Source organism: Amycolatopsis sp. DG1A-15b (assembly GCF_030285645.1).
Classification (GTDB): domain Bacteria; phylum Actinomycetota; class Actinomycetes; order Mycobacteriales; family Pseudonocardiaceae; genus Amycolatopsis.
Map to the genome: position 1 here is coordinate 2,241,107 of NZ_CP127296.1, position 15,330 is coordinate 2,256,436.

The window sequence follows — 15,330 nt, forward strand, 5'->3', positions numbered from 1 at the left end:
GGTAGGTTGCGGAGCGTGCCTCGTCCGACCGCACCGGCGACCGTGCCCGAGGCCGTGCTGCGCACGTCGATCGTGGCGTGCCTGTTCGCCCGCGCCGATGACGAACGTCCCCTGTTCACCCACCAGGACCACGTTCGCGGCGTGGAGCACACGCTGACGTGGGCGGAGTTCGCCGCCCGGGTCCGGGTGGTGGCGGGCGAGCTGCGCCGGGTCGCCGGGCCGGGGGAGCGCGTCGCCGTCCTCGCGGGTCAGGAGCTCGCCTACCCGCTGGCGTTCTTCGGCGCGCTGGCCGCCGGCCTGGTCGCCGTCCCGCTGATGGCGCCGTCGAGCCCCGCGCAGGCCGGGCGGCTCGCCGGGGTCCTCGCCGACAGCGGCGCGCGGGTGTGGCTGACGTCGTCGGCCGCGGCGCCGGGACTGCCCGCGCACGAGAGCGTCGTGGTGGTCGACGAGCTCACCGGGCCCGGCGCGGATCCGGTGCCGGTGCCGCCGGACAGCCCGGCCTACCTGCAGTACACGTCCGGCTCGACGCGCGAGCCGGCCGGCGCGGTGATCCCGCACCGCGCGATCGCCGCCGCGTGCTGGCAGGGCAGCCTCGCGTACGGCGTCGACGAGGGCACCACCTGCGCCGGCTGGATCCCGTTCTTCCACGACATGGGCCTGATCCAGCTGCTCTGCCTGCCCGTCTTCGCCGGCGGGCGGTCGGTGTTCATGGCGCCGGCCGAATTCGTGCACCGGCCGGCCCGCTGGCTTCGGCAGCTCGCGGAGTACCCCGCGGTGTTCACCGCCGCGCCGAATTTCGCCTACGACCTCGCCGCCGACGCGGACACCGGCGAGGACCTCGACCTGTCGGACGTCCGGGTCGCGCTGAACGGCAGCGAACCGGTCCGGCCGCGCACGATCGAGCGCTTCCACGAGGTGTTCGGGCCACGCGGGTTCCGGCGGGAAGCGCACCGGCCGTCGTACGGGCTCGCCGAAGCCACCGTGTACGTCGCGAGCGCGGGCGAAGAAGGGCCGCGTGGCGCGGTGCTCGACCGCGAAGCCCTCGCTCAGGGCCGGGCCGTCGAAACCGACGGCGGGCAGGAACTCGTGTCCGTCGGGCGTCCCGTCGGGCAGCTGGTCCGGATCGTCCAGGACGGCCGGGAACAGCCCGACGGCCTGGTCGGCGAGATCTGGGTGCACGGCCCGAACGTCGCGGACGGCTACTGGGGCCGCGGCGACGCCACGGCGTTCGGTGCCGAGCTCGACGGCCTCGCCGGCTGGCTGCGCACCGGCGACCTCGGTGTCGTGCACCGCGGCGACCTGTACGTCACCGGCCGGCTCAAGGACCTCATCGTGATCGACGGCCGCAATTTCCACCCGCAGGACATCGAAGCGGTGGCCGGGGAGGCCCACCCCGCGGTCCGCCGCGACCGCGTCGCCGCGTTCGGCGTCTCCGACGAGGCCGGAGAGGGCGCGGTGGTGGTGGCGGAGCGGGCACGCGGCGCCGACGCCGACGACCGGGAGGTGACCCGGGCGGTGCTGCGCGCGGTGTCGCGCGAACACGGTCTCACGTTGCGGGCGGTACGTCTGGTCCCTTCCGGTGGACTTCCGCGCACATCGAGCGGCAAGGTCGCCCGGTCGGCCGCGAAGGCACGTTATGGTGGCGACCGTGGGTGATCACCGCGCCGAGGTCACGAAGGTCGTCTGCGACACCTTCCGGCTGGACCCGGCTCTCGTCGAGCCCGACGCGCCCCTGGAGGAGCTGGGCATCGACTCGAAGGGGCGGATCAAGCTGCTGGCGGCGCTGGAGATCTATTACGGGGTGACGATCGACCTGGACCGGCTCGACCGGTTCACCGACGTGGGGTCCGTGGCCGGCGTGCTCGCGGAAGCACTGGGAACTCGAGGATCTTCAGGAGAGGCGCTGAAATGAGCGGCGGGGGGTACACCGCGACGACCGAGGCGTTGTCGGCGGCGTCCAAGACCATCGGCGACCTGGCGGAAAACCTGCTGGACGACAACCCGGACCTGCAGACACCGCAGGTGACGGCGGAGAAGTTCGGCCGGGCGCACGGCGCCCACGCGGCCAAGTACACCGCCGGCGCGCAGGCGCTGTGGGCCGCGGTTTCCGGCTACAGCAGCACGCTCGGCTCGTTCGGCACGAACCTCGGGACCGCCGGCTCGAGCTACGGCGCCAATGAAGACAGCCAGGCGGGCGCGATCACGAACGCCGGGGGCTCGCTCTGATGGCCGAGAAGAAGAAGTGGTCCGACGTCAAGGCGCTGCTCGACGACCCGAGCGTGCCGCCGGGGCAGAAGAGCGCGCTGATCAGCAGCTGGCTGCGGGAAAACCCGCCCCCGCCGCCGTTCCTGGCCGACCAGGAGCCGGACGAGATCAAGCAGAAGCGGGCCGAAGCCGGCAAGTACGCGCAGGCGTACAACGCGAACCCGCTGTTCGCCGGCCAGTCGGTCGACGAGGCCTTCGACAAGGCCAAGGCGAGCGGCGACCGGAACAGCTACAACGAGGACCAGGAAAAGAAAGCCGTCGACGACGGCAAGAAGAAGCTCGACGACACGAAGCCGCCCGCCGCCGACGACGCGGCCGGCGCCACCGGGACGAAGACGTCCGACGAGATCTTCGACGCCGCGGCGCCCGCGCTGAAGCTGTTCGAGACGTTCGGTTCGCTGCTGGCGAAGATCCCGGCCGACTGCCGCGGCAACACCCGCGCGCTCGACCTCGACAAGGACATCCGCACACCGTTCGACGAGCAGCGCGGGATCAGCTTCGCCGACTTCGTCGCGGACGCCGGGCACTTCAAGCGCGGCTCGGAGACGGTGGACCGGACGGAGCAGGACACCGGCTCGCAGCTGGGCACCCTGTTCGGCAGCTGGAGCGGCGCGGGTGCCGATGCCGCGTCGGACACCTACAGCGACAAGATCCAGCCGAAGGCGGCGAAGCTGTCCCAGACGCTCGGCAACGCGAGCGAGGCGACGCTGAGCACCGCCACGACGGTGTTCCAGCTGTGCAAGGGCAAGGCCGACGCGGTCATCGGGATGTACACCGACCTGGTCGGCAAGGCCGACTACACGATGGCGCAGAAGGTCGTCGCCGTCGCCAACGGCGAGCACGGCAACGAAAAGGACCTCGCCCAGATCGCGGGCTGGATGGACCTGAACTTCGGGACGAACCTGGTCAAGACGCTCAACGACCAGGGCTGCTGCGACGGCGACGAGATCAAGAAGCACGGCCAGGACCTGGCCAAGCAGTGGGTGCAGAACCAGTTCAACCCCGACATGTGGGACCGGCTGTACCAGGGGTTCGTCAAGACCTGCAAGGACACGAAGGACCTGGTCGACCAGGCGTATGACGCGCTCGACAAGGTGATGGGCGGGATCCGCAACGAGTTCGAGGGGGTGTCGCTGCCGGGAGGGAGCGGCGGTTCCGGCGCGCCGGGTGGCGCGGGCTCTGGTTCTGGGTCGGGCTCCGGTTCGGGTTCGGGTTCGGGTTCGGGTGGCGCCGGTGCGGCCGGCGGCTCCGGCGGCGGTCCCGGTGGTTCGGGTTCGGGCGGTTCGGGCTCGGGTGGTTCGGGTTCGGGCGGCTCGGGTTCGGGCTCGGGTGGTTCGGGTTCGGGCGGCTCGGGTTCGGGCTCGGGTGGTTCCGGTTCGGGCGGCTCGGGTTCCGGGTCCGGTGGCTCGGGGTCCGGTGGTGGCGGTGCGGTGCCGCCGATTCCCGAAACGGGATCAGGGTCCGGTGCACCGGGCGGGGGCTCGGGTGCCGGTGGCGGCTCGGGGACCGACCTGCCGAGCGGCGCGGGCTCCGGGGCCGGTGGCTCGGGGTCGGGTGGCTCGGGGTCCGGTGGTGGCGGTGCGGTGCCGCCGATCCCGGACGGGTCCTCGGCGTCCGGTGGCGGGTCCGCCGGCGGGGGTTCAGGCTCGCCGAGCGGCCAGGACGACGGCGCGGCCGCGGCGGAAGCGGCCAAACAGCAGGAGGCGGAAGCAGCCAAGCAGCAGGCCGCGCAGGCCGCCGAGGCGGCGAAGCAGAAGGCCGCGGACGCGCTGAAGGAGTTCAGCGGCCCGGGAATCCCGACGGATTCCGGCGCCGGAGCGGGCCTCGGCTCGGGTGGTGGTTCAGGCTCCGGCGGTGGTTCGGGCCCGGGATCCGACGGCACGACGCCGTCGTCGATGACGCCGCCGTCCGACAGCGGCCAGGACGCCGCCGCCGCGGCTGCCGAAGCGGCCAAGAAGAAGGCCGCGGACGCCCTGAAGGAGTTCAGCGGTCCGGGGATCGAGACGGATTCCGGGGGCGGCGCGGGTGGTGGTTCGGGCTCGGGTGGCAGCGACACGGGTTCGGGCGAGGATGGCAAGGACGCGGCCGAGCAGGCCGGGGAGGATGCGAAGAAGAAGGCCGCGGATGCGCTGAAGGAGTTCGGCGGTCCGGGGATCGAGACGGATTCCGGCGGCGGTACGGGCTCGGGTGGCAGCGACACGGGCTCGGGTGAAGACGGCAAGGACGCGGCCGAGCAGGCCGGGGAGGATGCGAAGAAGAAGGCCGCGGATGCGCTGAAGGAGTTCGGCGGCCCGGGCATCGAGACCGATCCCGGCGGCAAGCCCGACAGCCTGCTCGGCGACGACGAGCCGGAGGTCCTGAAGGTCAAGCAGGGCGACAAGACCTTCGAAATGACCGAGCCGGACCACGACGGCAAGATGGACATCAAGGTCGGCGACGGCCCCGGCGAGCCGAAGGACTTCAAGCTCGACTGGTCCGATGGGGGCAAGCCCGCTGACGGTCCACAAGGGACGGACGCGGACACCTACCGCCCCGGCCCGGACGGCAAGATCCACATCCGCGACGGCGGCCTCGAGATCACCGCCGAGCGCCCCGACGGGCCGGACGGCCCGACGACGGTGACCGTCGACGACGGCAAGGGCACCCCGACGGCCTACACCCTCGGCGAGGAAGACAAGGCGGAAAGCGCCCTCGGTGACACTCCCGAGAAGCGCCTCGACGACCTGCCCACCCACCGAGGCACTCTCGAGGACCTCGCGCCGACCGACAGCGGCGCTCCCGGCGGCGACGGCTCCCACCACGGCGGCCCGGACCACGGCAGTGGGGACGACTCACACGACACCGCAGCCGGCTCGCACCACGACACCACGGCCGGTTCGCACGGCGGGGACGGTTCGCCCGGCGACACTGGTGGCTCGCACCACGACACCGCGGCCGGTTCGCACGACACCGCGGCCGGTCCGCACGGCGACACCGGCGGCTCGCACCACGGCACCGGAGACGGTTCGCCCGGCGGTTCGCACGCCGGCGGCGGTGGCGGCGCACACCCCGGCGCCGCGGCGGCCGGGATCGGCGGAGGCTCACACGCCGGCTTCTCGAGCGCGGGCTTCGACCCGGCCGGCGGGCTCGGTGACAGCCCCGTCTCCGGCGGTGCGCATTCCGGCGCCGCCCCCGCCCAGCCGCAGCCCGCGGCCGCCTTCGCGTCGGCGTCCGGTGGGCCCGGGTCGCCCGGCTCTTCCGGCTCGTCGATGTCCGGGATGCCCGGCATGGGGGCCATGGGCGGCGGCCAGGGCGGTGGCGGCGACACCGAGCGCCGCTCGCCCGCCTACCGCATCGAAGGCGCCGTCTTCGACAACCTCGGTGAGCCGGGGCGGCGGATCATCGGCTCCCTGGACGACGAAGACCCGTCGTCCGCCCGGACCTGGTAGGAGGACGCATGAGCGACATCGCCGGGATGAAGGCCGAGCTCGACGGCCTCGTCCGCGAACAGGCCGATCGCCGGGCCCTGCGCGAACAGCAGGGCGAAGAGATCAAGGCCCGGTCCCACGAGTACATGACCAAGCAGGTCCAGGCGGCGGAGCGGTACGTCCAGCACGTCCGCGAGATGGCCCAGCGCAAGACCAAGTCCGGCTGGAGCACCGACCGGTCGCACGCCGAACCGGCCTCCGCCTTCGACGCGGAGGCCTACCCGGGCCCCGGTGGGTTCGAACCGGCGCCGCGGCCCGTGCGGGACGAGCCGCGGGCCGCCCGCCGGCCCCGCGCCGCCGTCGAAGAGGACGAGGACTTCAACAACCCCTGGTGAACCACAGGTCGACGGCGATCTCGCGCAGCCGCACGGTGAACGTCTCCGCCGGGGCCAGCCGCCGCCGCAGGTCCGCCTCGAACGCGGGCCGCCGTTCGCCGAACAGGTGCGGTGCCGAACTCGACAGCGAAAACACCCCGGCGACGACCTCGTCGGCCGTCCGGGTCACGACCCGCCCCGGCAGCTCGAACCGCCGCGGGCCGTGGAAGCCCGCCGCGCGGTAGACCGCCGCCTCGCCGCCGGCCGTGCCGTCCGGCAGCGAACCGCGTCCCGCGCGCCGCACCGGGCCGAGGTAGGCACGCACCAGCTCCGCGATCGCGGGGTGCACGGTCTCGTGCGTCGACGCGTGCACGTGGGCGCAGACCCCGTCCGGCACCAGCATTCCGCGCACCGCGGCGGCGACGCGGGGCCGGTCGAACCAGTGGAACGACTGCGCGAACGTGGCCACCCGGAACCGCCCCAGCCCCGCCGGCAGTTCCTCCGCGCGCCGGTGCACCCACCGGCAGTTCCCGATTCCGGCGTCCGCCGCCAGCCGGGCTGCCTCGGCGAGCATGTCCCCGTCGGCGTCGAGCCCGACCGCTTCCTCGAACGATCCGGCGAGCGGCAGCGTCAGCGACCCGGGTCCGCAGCCGACGTCGAGCAGCCGTCCCGATCCGTCCAGCCCGAGCTCGGTGGCGAAGGCCGTGGCGAAATCCGCGGGATACGCCACGCGGCCCCGCGCGTAGTACCGCGCGCTGCCCGAGTAGAGGGACGGGTCCCATTCCCACGCGCCGGTCACGTCGCCAGCGTAGATGCCCGGGTGCTGTGCGGAGGGGTACCGGCCGGAAAGGCTCGCCGGGAGTTGAACCGCCACCACTCCACCCGGTTCGGTTGAGGGGTGTGAAACCCGGCGCGGCGGGGTACCCGGTCGCGTTCGTTTCGCCGCCGAATGAGCCGGAGGTCTTCCGATGCCCGTGCGCACCGCCGCCCCGCCCGCCACTGATGTCGTCGGCCTGGCGCTGGAAGTCCTTGCCGCGCAAGGACTCAGCCGTCCGGCCGCGCAGGCCGCACTCGTCTCGATGGCCCAGGAAAGAGGCGTGACCGTGGCGCGGTGCGCCGCGCTCGTCGTGGCCGCCGTCGACGGGCGGGTGGGCTGATGGCGTTCACCGCCCGCACCGGCCGCGATGACACCGCCTCGGTCGGCGGGGGCGTCCTGCTCGCCGTCGGGCTCGTCGTCGCCTTCTTCGGCGGGTGGTCCTGGTGGACCATCGCCGGCCTCGTCGTGGCCGTCGCCGGCGCGCTGTGGCTCACAGTCGCCCCTCGCGACGAGTAACCCGTCCGCGACGGGGAACGCCGCTTCCGACCGAGCATCGAGCGAGGAAGGGGCCGTTCATGGCCGAGCACGACGAGGACGTCATCGAGTTCCTGCAGCGCCAGCACCGGGAAATCCGCGAGCTGTTCACCGCGTTGGAGACCGCGGAGGACGACCGGCGGCGGGACCTGTTCCACGACCTCGTGCGGCTGCTCGCCGTGCACGAGACCGCCGAGGAACTGGTCGTGCACCCCGAGATCCGCGACCTCGAGCCCGCGGCGGAGCCCGTGGTCGACGCGCGGCTGGGCGAGGAGCACCGGGCCAAGGAACTGCTGACCACCCTGCAGAAGATGGGCCCGGAAGCCGACGGCTTCGACACCCTGCTCGTCCAGCTGCGCGAGGACGTGCTCGCGCACGCCGAGCACGAAGAGCGCGACGAGTTCCCGCTGCTGCGGGCGCACCGCCCGCCGGAGCGGCTGCGCGCGATGGCCGCGACCGCCAAGGTGGCCGAAGCGGCGGCGCCGACCCGGCCGCACCCCGGTGTCGAGAGCGCGAAGGCGAACCTGCTGCTGGGCCCGCCCGCGGCGATCATGGACCGGGCGCGCGACCTCATCCGTGGCGCGCTGGGAGGCTGAGCATGACCGAACCCGACGACGACGTCACCGATCCGGAGGAATTCGCCGAGGAAGCCGGCATCGACCCGACCCCGCAGGAGGTCGCCGAATACGAGGAGCTGGCGAAGAAGAACCCGCCCTGGTCGTCGCCGGACTGAGTGGGTACTCCCCGGGCATGGCAGCAGACCCGGCCCGCAAACTGCGGCGCTACCAGGAGATGCGCGACTTCGACCGGACCGCGGAGCCGGCCGGCGGGGCCGCCGGCCCGGACGGGGACGGCCACCGGTTCGTGGTGCAGCGGCACCGCGCACGCCGGCTGCACTACGACTTCCGCCTCGAACTCGGCGGCGTGCTGGTCAGCTGGGCGGTCCCGAAGGGCCCGACGCTGGACCCGAAGGCCCGCCGGCTGGCCGTGCACGTCGAGGATCACCCGATCGAGTACGCCGGGTTCGAGGGCGTCATCCCGCGCGGCGAGTACGGCGGCGGGGACGTCATCGTCTGGGACCGTGGCGTCTGGCGGCCGGTCGAACCCGACCCGGCCCAGGCGATCGAGGCCGGGACGCTGCACTTCGACCTCGAAGGCGAGAAGCTGGCCGGGCGGTTCGTCCTCGTCCGCACCAGCCGGGGCGAGAAGGACCAGTGGTTCCTCCTGCACAAGCAGGACGAGCACGCGCAGGCCGGCTGGGACGCCGAAGACCACCCGCGCTCGGTGAAGAGCGGCCGCACCAACGACGAGGTCGCGGCCGCTCCCGACGCCCTGTGGCACGGCGACCGCCCGGCCGCCGAGGCGGAGGAGCCGGTCGGCGGCTGGCAGGCCCCGACCGAGGACGAGCTGGGCGCCCTCGACGCGCTGGGTGCCAAGGGCCGGTGGTCGGTGGCGGGCCGCGAGCTGACCCTGACCAACCTGGACAAGGTGCTCTTCCCGGCGGCCGGTGGCGGGAAGCCGGTGACCAAGCGGGATCTCATCCGGTACTACGTCACCGTCGGGCCGGCGATGCTGCCGTACCTGGCCGGCCGTCCGCTCAACACCCACCGGTTCCCGCAGGGCGTCACCGAGCCGGGCTTCTGGCAGAAGGAGGTCCCGCGGCACGCGCCCGGCTGGCTGACCACTTGGCGCAACGAGCGCGCCGAGCCGGGGGAGAGCCAGCGGTACGTCGTCGCGGACAGCGTCGCGACGCTGGCCTGGCTGGCGAACTACGGCGCACTGGAGCTGCACGCCTGGACCTCCCGCGCCGCCGACGTCGACCACCCGACGTGGGCGCTGTTCGACATCGACCCCGGCCCGGAGACGACGTTCGAGGAGGTCCTGGAGCTGGCGCGGCTGCACCGGACCGCGCTCGAGCACCTGGGTCTCACCGGGCGGCCCAAGGTGACCGGGCAGCGCGGCATCCAGGTGTGGGTGCCGATCGCCCCGCACTGCACCTTCGAGCAGACCCGCACCTGGGCGGAAACGGTGTCCCGGACGATCGGGCGCGTGCTGCCCGACCTGGTCAGCTGGGCCTGGACGAAGGACAAGCGCCGCGGCCGCGCCCGGCTCGACTACACGCAGAACGTGCTGAACAAGACGCTCGTCGCGCCCTACAGCGTCCGTCCGCGGCCCGGCGCGCCGGTTTCGGTACCGCTGGAGTGGGACGAGCTGGACGACCCGCGGCTCGCGCCCGACCGGTGGACGATCCGGGACGTCCCGGACCGCCTGGCCCGCCGCGGCGACCCGTTCTCGGTGCTGCTGGGTCTCGAACAGAAGCTGCCGGGACTGTAGGTCTCAGGCCTGGACGGTTTCGAGCTCCCGCGGCTGCAGCCGGTCGAGTTCCGCGCGGGACAGGTGCGGGCGCCCGCCCGCGTGCCCGGTCGTCGCCGCGGCGGCCGCGACGGCCAGGCTCGCCGCGGTCTCCAGCGGGCGGCGGCGGGTCAGCGCCGCGGTCAGGGTGGCGACCAGCGCGTCACCGGCGCCGGTGGGGTCGACTACGTCGGTCTCGACGTCCGGCACGAACCAGGTGCCCTCCGGCCCGGCGAACAGGTTGCCCTGCCCGGACACCTCCAGCACGACCAGGGACGGCCCCCGCTGCCGGAGGTCCGCGGCGGCGCGCGCGGCCGCGGCGACGTCGTCCACCGGCTGCCCGGTGAGGAGCTCGGCTTCGTGACCGTCGGCGCGCACGACGTCGGCGAGGGCGAGCAGATCGGACGTCAGCGCGTCGTCCTGCGGTGCGCCGTCGAGCACGACCCGGGTGCCCGCCGTGTGCGCCAGCCGGGCCGCCAGCAGGGCCACCGGCGCGGGCTGCTGCAGCTGCACGATGAGGGAGGCGGCGGCCGAGATGGGGGCGGACGCGGCGAAGACGTCGTTCTCGGTGAGCAGCGTCCCCTCCGGGACGTGCTCGAGGTAGCGGCGCCGGCCGTGGTCCTCGACGACGTCGACGAGCAGGGCCGTCTCGGTGCCCGCCCGGCGGATCACGTGCGAGGTGCCGATCCGGTCGGCCCGGGCCTGGGCGAGCAGCGCGTCCCCGGTGCGGTCGCGGCCGACGACGCCGACCAGCGACACCGACATCCCGAGCTGGCTCAGCGCCACGGCCTGGTTCGCGCCCTTCCCGCCGAGCAGCTCCTGCCGGTGCTTCACGGGTGCCGAAGCGTCCGCGCCGGGCGCGTCCGGGACCTCGATCACCAGGTCGCGGGCGATCTGCCCGGCGACGACGACTTCGCTGAACATCATCGGGACCACCGGTAGGTCATGGCGCCTCCTCGGATCACCGATCGGCTACCCCGGACGCGCCGCCGGGTAAACCGCTCGTTCGGGTCGGTGGTTGCCGCGCGCCGTCCGGGGTAGCCCTGCCGCCATGAACGACGGGAAGGTGGCCGAGCTGCGCCGGCTGGCCGCGGACCGCTTCGGCTGGGCCGAGCTGTCCGCCGAGCAGGCCGAGGCGATGAGCGCGGCGAGCGACGGGCGGGACGTGCTGGTGGTGCTGCCCACCGGAGCCGGCAAATCGGCGACCTACCAGGTGCCGGCGCTGGTGCTGCCCGGGCCGACGGTGGTCGTGTCCCCGCTGCTGGCGCTGCAGCGGGACCAGATCGAGGGCTTGGACGCCGCGGCCGTGCCGGACGCCGTGGCCCTCGACTCGCGGCAGTCGGCGGGCGAGCGGGACCGCGTGTGGGAGGCGATCCGGGGTGGCACGGCGGAGTACGTCTTCCTGTCGCCGGAGCAGCTGGCGAAGGACGAGGTCGTCGCCGGGCTGGCCGAGGCGGCGGTGTCGCTGTTCGCCGTCGACGAGGCCCACTGCGTTTCGGCGTGGGGCCACGACTTCCGGCCCGACTACCTGCGCCTGGCCCCGGTGATCGAGCGGCTCGGGCGGCCGCCGGTGATCGCCCTCACCGCCACCGCGGCCGCGCCGGTCCGGGACGACATCGTCGCGGCACTGGGCCTGCGGGACCCGGTGCGGGTGATCGCGAGCTTCGACCGGCCGAACCTGCACCTCGCGGTCGCGCGGTTCACCGACGACGCCGCGAAGCGCGCGGCGGTGGTGGACCGCGTCGCGGCCATGCCCGGCAGCGGCTTGCTCTACACCGCGAGCCGCCGGGAGACCGAGGACTACGCCGAGGCCCTCTGCGGCCGCGGCGTCCGTGCCTTCGCCTACCACGCCGGGATGAAGACCGCCGACCGCGACGCGGTGCACGAGCGGTTCGCCGCGGGGGAGACCGACGTCGTCGTGGCGACCTCGGCGTTCGGCATGGGCATCGACCGACCCGACGTGCGGTTCGTGGTGCACGCGTCCGTCCCGGACTCGGTCGACACGTACTACCAGCAGATCGGCCGGGCCGGCCGGGACGGCGAACCGGCGGAGGTGCTGCTCTGCTACCGGCCGGAAGACCTGGCGCGGCAACGGTTCCTCACCCGGTCCGCGCCGCCGGAGGGGGAGCTCCGGGCGGTCGTCGAAGCGCTGCGGGCGGGACCGCTGGGCCGCCGGCAGCTCGCCGAGGCCGTCCCCGGCCGGTCCGCGCGGCGGACCCGCGCCCTCGGCCTGCTCGAACGCTGCGGCGACGTGGTCACCGGTCCGGACGGCCGGTGCGCGCTCACCGACGGCCGTGCCGACACCGGTGCCGTCATCGGGCGGGCGCTCGAAGCGGCGGAGCGGGCGGCCGAGCTCGTCCGCTCGCGGGTGGAGATGATGCGCGCCTACGCGGAGACCACCGGCTGCCGCCGCCGGTACCTGCTCGGGTACTTCGGCGAGGAGCTCACGACACCGTGCGGCCACTGTGACATTTGTGAAGCCGGTGCCGCGGCCGAGGCCCGGCCACCAGCAGGCGAGTTCCGCGCCGAGGACGTGGTCCGGCACGCCGAGTGGGGCCGCGGCGTCGTGATGACCGTCGAGGAGGACAAGCTCACCGTCCTCTTCGACGACGTCGGCTACCGGACGCTGTCACTGCCGGTGGTGCGGGAACAGGAGCTGCTGGACCGCTGCTGAGTGCAGCCGGGTGATCCGGTTCCCCCGGACGGCCCTGCCGCTTCGCCTTTCCGCGTGGCCGGTCCCACAAACTCCGGCCGCGTCGGAGGCGGACGGCCGCGGCTTGCGGTAAATCAAGGGAACCCAGACCGGTGGAGGTGCGGTGACCGAGACACTCATGAACGCGGCGGATCGCTGGAGACCGCTCGCCGAACTGCTGCAGGCGCTGCTCGAGCGCATCGCCGGGGAGCTGCCCGGCTGGCTCGGCGCCGGCTTGACCGTCAGCCGCGGCGAGCGGCCGCTGCGGGTGCTGGCCACCGCGGGGGCCGGCGAGCAGGTGCTGCCCGCCCAGCTGGCGCACGGCGGCCCGGTCCCCGTCGCGCGCGCCACCGGCGAGGCGGTCACCACGGACCGCCTCTTCGGCGACGAGCGCTGGCCGGCGCTGACCCGCGAGACCGTCTTCGACGGCGGCCCGGCGGTCGCGGCGATCCGCGGCTCCGTCGCGCTGCCCGGGTTCTGGGACGAAGACGGGGCCTTCGTGCTGTCGGTCACGCTCGACCGGCGACCGGACGCGGAGACCTTGGCCGTCCTGCGGCGCTACGCGAAACTCACCGAGATGACGCTGGTGGTCGCCGAGACCGCCACCGCGGGCGACCCCGACCAGATGCTGGACCTGCTGGCGTCCCGCGCCGCCATCGAGCAGGCGAAGGGCGCGATCATGGCGGTCCGGCGGTGCCCGCCGGAGGAGGCCTGGCAGACGCTGCGCCGCGCCAGCCAGGAGTTCAACGTCAAGGTCCGCGAGCTGGCCGTCGCCCTCGTCGAGCACCTCGGGGGCCGGCTGCCCGCCCCGTCCGAGGGCATCCGCGAGATCCGCCCCGGTGCTCCGACCCGCGAGGCCGCGGAACGGCTCTGGTCGGCCTTCACGAGCGTCTCGCCGTGAAGGAGCGCGTTTCCGGACCGGGCGTTTGGGTATCAAGACCCCGTCCTTGATCACGTCACTGCGTCGCCGGCCCCGCGCCGGCGCGGAAGGCCAATCGAACCCGTGTCCCCCACCTTTCCGGTCCCCGCCCGGTCCGCGCCCCTCACCGCGCGCCGGACGGAGTACCGCCCCGGTTTCCTGGTGCTCACCCTCGCCGGCGAAATCGACGCGCTGACCCTGCCGATCCTCGAGCGCGAGCTGGGATCGGCTCCACCGGGGACGACGGTGGTGGACCTCACGCAGGTGGCCTTCGTCGGCCTGGCCGGCGCGCGAGCACTGGCCGCGGCGGCCGAGCGGGCCGGTGCGGCGGGCCGGCGCTTCGGGGTGGTGGCGACCGGCCGGACCCTGGCGCGCCTGTTCCGGATCACCGGGCTGGCCGCGGCCGTGCCGATGTTCGCGTCGTTGTCGGACGCGCTGCGGGAGCTGCTGGCGGCCGAGGTGCACGAGCCCGCCTGCTGAGCGACCCGAGGCGAGCCGAGCGGGCTCAGCGGGCGATCGGCGAGCCCGTGCCGAGCCCGAGCTCGCCCGCCGGCGACGCCCGGCGCGACCTCCAGCGGGCGACCAGCACACCCGCGTCCTGCCGGAACTCGCCGCCGCCGTGGGTGAAGACGGCGCGGGTGAGCCGGCGGGCGATCTCCGGGGGCAGTTCGCCGGCGTCCCGGCCGAGGTGCCCGGTGATCCGGGCGAGGCCGAACGGCTGCCCGGCGCCGTCGGTCGTTTCGGCGACGCCGCGGGAGCACAGCGCGAGCAGGTCACCCGGTTCGAGCCGGAGTTCCGTGACCGGTGGCGGTCCGCCGGCCGAGGAGAAGCGCGGGACGGCCGGCCCGGTGAGCGGGAGCGCCTCGCCGCGGCGGACGACCAGGGGCACCGGGTGCCCGGCGCCGAGCAGGCGCAGGACACCGGTGACCAGGTCGAGCTCGGCGAGCACGCCGTTCACGGCCGGCGCGTGCTCATGGCTTTCGAGCTCGGCGGCGACCGCGGTGAACTGCTCGCCGAGGGAGGCGCCGCCGTGGCGGGCGGCGCGGTGGGCGGCGAGGGCGGACACGACCGCGGTGTTCGCGCTGCCGGTGCGCGCACCGGCGTCGAACATCGCCAGCTGCGCCCGTTCCTCCGAGAGGGCGTAGTCGAACACGGTGCCGCACAGGTCGTACACCGGCTGGACGCTCACGCCCACGACGATGCTGTCGGTGGCGCCGGTGAGCGGCGGCAGGCTCTGCCACAGCAGCTCGGCGGGGGAGCCGCGGCGACGGTGGCGGCGACGGCGGTCCAGCCCGTCGCCGTACTGGGTCGTGATCGTGACGAGGTGCCCGAGCAGCGCGGCCAGCCACCGGCACTGCTCCCGCAGCGCCGGGTCGTCCGGGTCGGCGTCGCCGGTCGGGACGATTTCGAGGACCCCGAGCCGTTCGACGCCGTCGAGCAGCACGGTCCACAAGGTACCGTCGCGGGTCAGGGTGCCGGCCCGGCGGTAGACGTCCCCGCCGACGGTGGTGTCGATGTCGAGTTCCGCGTCGCCCGGCCGCAGCGGCACGAGCGTGCGCTGGTCGTAGTCGGCCAGGTAGACGCCGATCTTCAGGTCGAGCGCGCGGCCCGCCTCGGCGACCGCCGCCGGGAGCCGCTCGGGCGGTGCGCGGTGCGCGCCTTCGAGCAGGTCGACGAGCGCCTTCAGGGGACCGTGCAACGGCTTCGCGTCCTGGGTCGAGTGGCTGTAGGGAGCCCGGGCCGGCCCGGTCACTTCGTCGAGCCGTTCGTTGACGGCGTGGGCGACCATGTCGCGGTCGACGCGGGGCAGCGTGACCAGCGCGTTGAGGTAGGCGTCCAGTTCGAGCAGGCTCAGGCTGCCGCCGAGCGCGAAGTACCGCATCCACAGCTGTTCCAGCGTCAGGTCGCTCCGGGCGAAGCACGCGGCGATCAGCCGCCGCTGTTCTTCCTCGGGCAGGAAACGCATGCGC

16 protein-coding genes are annotated in these 15,330 nt (G+C 74.0%); 13 read left to right on the forward strand and 3 right to left on the reverse strand.

The window, feature by feature from the left end; genetic code table 11:
• The first annotated feature begins 15 nt into the window (after positions 1-15).
• From QRY02_RS10160 to QRY02_RS10180, 5 genes are read left to right on the forward strand one after another with little or no spacing between them, the layout of a single operon-like run.
• Positions 16-1,656: a fatty acyl-AMP ligase gene (locus QRY02_RS10160; RefSeq protein WP_285991255.1), complete on the forward strand. Its 1,641-nt coding sequence runs from the start codon at positions 16-18 to the stop codon at positions 1,654-1,656.
• Positions 1,649-1,912, forward strand: a complete 264-nt coding sequence (locus QRY02_RS10165; protein WP_230468895.1) for an acyl carrier protein — start codon at positions 1,649-1,651, stop codon at positions 1,910-1,912. Before QRY02_RS10160 ends, QRY02_RS10165 begins: the two co-directional genes overlap by 8 nt.
• Positions 1,909-2,226: a hypothetical protein gene (locus QRY02_RS10170; RefSeq protein ID WP_285991256.1), complete on the forward strand. Its 318-nt coding sequence runs from the start codon at positions 1,909-1,911 to the stop codon at positions 2,224-2,226. Before QRY02_RS10165 ends, QRY02_RS10170 begins: the two co-directional genes overlap by 4 nt.
• Positions 2,226-5,693: a WXG100 family type VII secretion target gene (locus tag QRY02_RS10175; RefSeq protein ID WP_285991257.1), complete on the forward strand. Its 3,468-nt coding sequence runs from the start codon at positions 2,226-2,228 to the stop codon at positions 5,691-5,693. The genes QRY02_RS10170 and QRY02_RS10175 overlap by 1 nt, the downstream gene beginning before the upstream one ends.
• Before the next feature lie 8 nt (positions 5,694-5,701).
• Positions 5,702-6,067 carry a hypothetical protein gene (locus QRY02_RS10180; RefSeq protein ID WP_285991258.1) on the forward strand — a complete coding sequence of 122 codons (366 nt, stop codon included), beginning with the start codon at positions 5,702-5,704 and terminating at the stop codon, positions 6,065-6,067.
• Here the strand turns inward: QRY02_RS10180 and QRY02_RS10185 are convergent.
• Positions 6,051-6,845 carry a class I SAM-dependent methyltransferase gene (locus tag QRY02_RS10185; RefSeq protein WP_285991259.1) on the reverse strand — a complete coding sequence of 265 codons (795 nt, stop codon included), beginning with the start codon at positions 6,843-6,845 and terminating at the stop codon, positions 6,051-6,053. The two genes, QRY02_RS10180 and QRY02_RS10185, sit on opposite strands and share 17 nt — an antisense overlap.
• 169 nt (positions 6,846-7,014) lie before the next feature.
• Here QRY02_RS10185 and QRY02_RS10190 point away from each other — a divergent pair, with 169 nt between their 5' ends.
• The 5 genes from QRY02_RS10190 to ligD are packed head-to-tail and all read left to right on the forward strand — an operon-like array spanning position 7,015 to position 9,731.
• On the forward strand, positions 7,015-7,203 hold the full coding sequence (locus QRY02_RS10190; protein WP_285991260.1) for a hypothetical protein: 189 nt from the start codon (positions 7,015-7,017) through the stop codon (positions 7,201-7,203).
• A complete protein-coding gene (locus QRY02_RS10195) occupies positions 7,203-7,379 on the forward strand; it encodes a hypothetical protein (protein ID WP_285991261.1) in 177 nt (58 codons plus the stop codon). The genes QRY02_RS10190 and QRY02_RS10195 overlap by 1 nt, the downstream gene beginning before the upstream one ends.
• A 59-nt stretch (positions 7,380-7,438) precedes the next feature.
• Positions 7,439-7,993, forward strand: coding sequence for a hemerythrin domain-containing protein (locus QRY02_RS10200; RefSeq protein ID WP_285991262.1), 555 nt, complete (start codon positions 7,439-7,441; stop codon positions 7,991-7,993).
• 2 nt (positions 7,994-7,995) lie between these two features.
• Positions 7,996-8,130 (forward strand): hypothetical protein, encoded by a 135-nt coding sequence (locus QRY02_RS10205; protein WP_285991263.1) that lies wholly within the window; start codon positions 7,996-7,998, stop codon positions 8,128-8,130.
• A 17-nt stretch (positions 8,131-8,147) separates the two neighbouring features.
• Entirely contained in the window at positions 8,148-9,731 is a 1,584-nt protein-coding gene (gene ligD, locus QRY02_RS10210) for a non-homologous end-joining DNA ligase (RefSeq protein WP_285991264.1), read from the forward strand.
• Positions 9,732-9,734: 3 nt separating this feature from the next.
• Here the strand turns inward: ligD and QRY02_RS10215 are convergent, their stop codons facing one another.
• Positions 9,735-10,676, reverse strand: coding sequence for a PfkB family carbohydrate kinase (locus tag QRY02_RS10215; RefSeq protein ID WP_285991265.1), 942 nt, complete (start codon positions 10,674-10,676; stop codon positions 9,735-9,737).
• A gap of 124 nt (positions 10,677-10,800) precedes the next feature.
• Here QRY02_RS10215 and QRY02_RS10220 point away from each other — a divergent pair, with 124 nt between their 5' ends.
• The 3 genes from QRY02_RS10220 (at position 10,801) to QRY02_RS10230 (ending at position 13,840) form a co-directional block, all read left to right on the forward strand.
• Entirely contained in the window at positions 10,801-12,423 is a 1,623-nt protein-coding gene (locus tag QRY02_RS10220; protein ID WP_285991266.1) for a RecQ family ATP-dependent DNA helicase, read from the forward strand.
• A gap of 142 nt (positions 12,424-12,565) precedes the next feature.
• Positions 12,566-13,342, forward strand: a complete 777-nt coding sequence (locus QRY02_RS10225; protein ID WP_285991267.1) for an ANTAR domain-containing protein — start codon at positions 12,566-12,568, stop codon at positions 13,340-13,342.
• A gap of 102 nt (positions 13,343-13,444) precedes the next feature.
• Entirely contained in the window at positions 13,445-13,840 is a 396-nt protein-coding gene (locus QRY02_RS10230; RefSeq protein WP_285991268.1) for an STAS domain-containing protein, read from the forward strand.
• 25 nt (positions 13,841-13,865) lie between these two features.
• Here the strand turns inward: QRY02_RS10230 and QRY02_RS10235 are convergent, their stop codons facing one another.
• Positions 13,866-15,326 carry a PP2C family protein-serine/threonine phosphatase gene (locus QRY02_RS10235; RefSeq protein WP_285991269.1) on the reverse strand — a complete coding sequence of 487 codons (1,461 nt, stop codon included), beginning with the start codon at positions 15,324-15,326 and terminating at the stop codon, positions 13,866-13,868.
• Positions 15,327-15,330 lie beyond the last annotated feature (4 nt).

Coding starts and splice junctions, on each gene's coding strand:
- QRY02_RS10170 (WP_285991256.1), top strand. CDS start 1,909: ATGAGCGGCGGGGGGTACACCGCGACGACCGAGGCGTTGTCGGCGGCG.
- QRY02_RS10175 (WP_285991257.1), top strand. CDS start 2,226: ATGGCCGAGAAGAAGAAGTGGTCCGACGTCAAGGCGCTGCTCGACGAC.
- QRY02_RS10180 (WP_285991258.1), top strand. CDS start 5,702: ATGAGCGACATCGCCGGGATGAAGGCCGAGCTCGACGGCCTCGTCCGC.
- QRY02_RS10190 (WP_285991260.1), top strand. CDS start 7,015: ATGCCCGTGCGCACCGCCGCCCCGCCCGCCACTGATGTCGTCGGCCTG.
- QRY02_RS10195 (WP_285991261.1), top strand. CDS start 7,203: ATGGCGTTCACCGCCCGCACCGGCCGCGATGACACCGCCTCGGTCGGC.
- QRY02_RS10200 (WP_285991262.1), top strand. CDS start 7,439: ATGGCCGAGCACGACGAGGACGTCATCGAGTTCCTGCAGCGCCAGCAC.
- QRY02_RS10205 (WP_285991263.1), top strand. CDS start 7,996: ATGACCGAACCCGACGACGACGTCACCGATCCGGAGGAATTCGCCGAG.
- ligD (WP_285991264.1), top strand. CDS start 8,148: ATGGCAGCAGACCCGGCCCGCAAACTGCGGCGCTACCAGGAGATGCGC.
- QRY02_RS10215 (WP_285991265.1), bottom strand. CDS start 10,676: ATGATGTTCAGCGAAGTCGTCGTCGCCGGGCAGATCGCCCGCGACCTG.
- QRY02_RS10220 (WP_285991266.1), top strand. CDS start 10,801: ATGAACGACGGGAAGGTGGCCGAGCTGCGCCGGCTGGCCGCGGACCGC.
- QRY02_RS10235 (WP_285991269.1), bottom strand. CDS start 15,326: ATGCGTTTCCTGCCCGAGGAAGAACAGCGGCGGCTGATCGCCGCGTGC.